Raw genomic sequence first — 3,286 nt, 5'->3', positions numbered from 1 at the left:
CGCTCGGGTAAAGCGTTGCTTTACTTATCCTCGCTCAGGTTTGACCATCCATTCGCGGCCTTTGAGCATGCCTTGCCAGTAAATCGGCGGTAAAATCTGCTCTTTAAGCAACCAAGCCAAACGAGATGGCTTTTGCCCATCAATCACCCATTTTGGAAAACTTGGAAGAAGCTTACCACCGTAACCAAACTCAGCCAGAACGATTTTTCCACGCTCTACTGTGAGTGGACATGAGCCATAGCCGTTGTATTCACAGAAGTTTTGCTCATCGTTCAGTTGCGCTAGAACATTTACAGCAACGATCGGAGCTTGTGCACGTGCGGCAGCAGCAGTTTTGGCATTAGGTGCATTCATCACATCACCTAATGCAAAAATATTGGCATGCTGTATGTGTTGTAAAGTTTGTGGATTAACACTTACCCAGCCTGCTTCATCAGTAAGAGTACTGGCACGAATAAAGTCTGGGGCTTGTTGTGGTGGAACAACATGCAACATATCGAAATCAGTCTCGACCAATGCTGCATTTTCATCGTTCACCACCTTAAACCATGCTTTTTTTGCAGGACCATCTACTTTGACAAGTTGATGGTTAAAATGAAGTTCAGAGCCATATTTTTCGACATATTGCATTAATGCAGGTACATATTCCTTCACACCAAATAAAACAGCACCAGTGTTATAAAAATGGATAGAGATATCTTTAAGTTTGCCTTGCTTTAACCAGTAGTCGGCTGAAAGGTACATCGCTTTTTGTGGGGCACCGGCACATTTAATCGGCATAGGCGGCTGAGTAAAGATTGCCTTTCCACCGTTTAGCTGTTGCACCAGTTCCCATGTATAGGGCGCTAAATCATAACGATAGTTAGACGTCACCCCATTTTTACCTAAGGTTTCGACTAAACCTTCAATACCATGCCAATTGAGTTTTAAGCCAGGACAGACGACCAACGCTTTATATTGAATCGGTTGGCATCCTTCCAAAATGACCTGATTATGCTCAGGTTCAAATCCAGCAACGGCGGCTTTCATCCATTTTACTTTTGCAGGAATCACACTGGCCATGGAGCGTGCGGTTATTTCTGGTTTGAAAATACCACCACCAACCATGGTCCAACCCGGTTGATAATAATGAGTGTCTGCTGGATCAATAATGACAATATCTAAATGAGGTTCACGAGACAGTAAGCTCGATGCTACAGAAATTCCAGCTGCTCCAGCACCAACAATTACAACGCTATAACACGGAATTGTCGCTGGTTCATGGTCACGTTTTAAAATACGTGGCACTAATCCTTTCAAGTTAAAACCAAGTTTGTTACCTGCTTCTACTAATAAAACCGCATCTTTCGGGGCAACTTCTGCCAAAGCCCATAAACTGATTGCACGCATACCAGAACGGCAATACGCTAAAACAGGTTTCTGGGCACTTTGATAAAGCTGTTTAAACTCGGCAACTTGATCATCGGTAATTCTACCACTGGTCACAGGCTGATAAATTACGTTTAGGCCATATTGCTGAGCTGCTTCTTCAATTTCAATCACATTGGGTTGGTCTGCACCTTCTCCATCTGGACGATTACATATCAGAGTTTTTACCCCTTGATCAGCAATTTTCGCAATATCGTCGGCAGTAATCTGGTCAGCAACAAAAAAATCTTGATTAACTCGTTTAAATTCCATATCGCCACCTTATGATTGTGAAGTTGAGCCACAAGCCTGATTGGCAGGTAGCGCTTTATCGATTTGTTTTGGATATGGCAGATTTAAATTATTCATCAATTTAATAAAATCTTCTCGTGAGCGATTCTGACGTAAACGTGAATTTTTTAAACGTTCATAACCAATCGTTGAAGACAAACGACCCTTATAGTCGTGTCCCGGATACACAATAGTGTCGTCAGGCAGGCTAAAAAGTTGTTTATGAATACTGTCATAAAGTGTGCCTGCATTACCTTGCTGGAAGTCAGTTCGACCGCAGCCGTCAATTAATAATGCATCACCAGTGAAAATCATGTTTCCAACTAGGTAACTCGTACAAGCATTGGTATGACCTGGTGTGTAACGCGCTTCAATACTGAGGTCGCCAACTTTAAGCATGCAACCATCAGTAATTAAAATATCTCCGCAACTTACATCTGAATTACGGTGTAAAACCGATTTGCAATGAAAATGTTCACGAAGTAAATTTGCAGCGGTAATATGGTCTGCATGAACATGTGTATCTAAGGTATAGATGAGCGTAAATTGATGCTGCTCTAATTCTTTTGTATAAATCTCTATATCTGATGCGACTGGGTCAATTAAAACAGCCTCTCGTGTTTCTTCACACCCAAGCATATATGTATAAGTCGAACTTTCCTGCTCAAAAAACTGCTTAAAGAACATGATTTATACCCTAATAATTTATTTCTTTCCTATATTTTGCAAATAAGATGCCAATTATTTAAAATTAAATAATAAATATAAAAATCAAAAACTTAAAATAACAAGTAAAACTAAACTTAGAAAATGAACTCAGCTTGATGTTCCTATGAAACTCAAGTATGTTTCAATGAAACGATTGTGAAACATATAAAATGGCAAAGCTAAATTTTGAGTCAGAACAGAATTTTTATATTTTATTTGAGCAGCTTAAGGCTCTCTTCCCAAATGCGAGCCTGTTTTTAGCAGACACAACGACTCAAGCAATTCACTATAAATTTAATACAGATGACATTTCTGTAGAGAGCATGGCAGCGCTTACTCAAGACCATCACAATCAATATCTTGAGATCAATACTCCTAAAATGAGAAAGCGATTTATCTATCAAGAACATGATATTTACATCGCGGAGAATCGCATTATCGGGAAATTGCATATTCTACAGCCCGTTAGCATAGAGAATGATATCGCTGATCAAGTAGAGCTAACAGAACAATTACAAGAGTTAAGCAAGATCTTTAATAGCTGTTCACCAGAAATGACTCGTATGTTTTCAATTATTCAAAGAGTGGCAATTACTGAGTTTCCAGTGCTCGTACGCGGTGAATCTGGTAGCGGTAAAGAACTGGTGGCACAAGCAATTCATGATTATAGCCAACGTAAAAATAAGATTTTTGTAGCGATTAACTGTGCAGCTCTTAATGCCAATATTCTAGAAAGTGAACTATTTGGGCATGTGAAAGGTGCTTTTACGGGAGCAATTCGTGACCATAAAGGCGTGTTTGAACGTGCCGCAGGTGGAACACTGTTTCTAGATGAAATTGCCGAGATTCCTTTAGAGCTTCAAGCTAAATTATTACGGGT

General features: G+C 39.9%; 3 protein-coding genes. 1 reads left to right on the top strand and 2 read right to left on the bottom strand.

Annotated features, from left to right (window positions below):
• Positions 1–24: 24 nt before the first annotated feature.
• A complete protein-coding gene (locus UC75_RS02685) occupies positions 25–1,680 on the bottom strand; it encodes a bifunctional protein tyrosine phosphatase family protein/NAD(P)/FAD-dependent oxidoreductase (RefSeq protein WP_049836586.1) in 1,656 nt (551 codons plus the stop codon).
• Positions 1,681–1,689: 9 nt separating this feature from the next.
• Entirely contained in the window at positions 1,690–2,385 is a 696-nt protein-coding gene (locus UC75_RS02680) for an MBL fold metallo-hydrolase (RefSeq protein WP_049836585.1), read from the bottom strand.
• A 191-nt stretch (positions 2,386–2,576) separates the two neighbouring features.
• On the opposite strand from UC75_RS02680, the gene UC75_RS19895 reads away from it, so the two are divergent.
• Positions 2,577–3,286, top strand: a 710-nt coding sequence (locus tag UC75_RS19895; protein ID WP_228137039.1) for a sigma-54 factor interaction domain-containing protein, incomplete at its 3' end; no start/stop codon positions are given.

The organism is Acinetobacter sp. V2, from assembly GCF_001188385.1.
Lineage (GTDB): Bacteria > Pseudomonadota > Gammaproteobacteria > Pseudomonadales > Moraxellaceae > Acinetobacter > Acinetobacter oleivorans.
This window is presented reverse-complemented; position numbering and strand designations above follow the sequence as displayed.

Coding starts and splice junctions, on each gene's coding strand:
- UC75_RS02685 (WP_049836586.1), bottom strand. CDS start 1,680: ATGGAATTTAAACGAGTTAATCAAGATTTTTTTGTTGCTGACCAGATT.
- UC75_RS02680 (WP_049836585.1), bottom strand. CDS start 2,385: ATGTTCTTTAAGCAGTTTTTTGAGCAGGAAAGTTCGACTTATACATAT.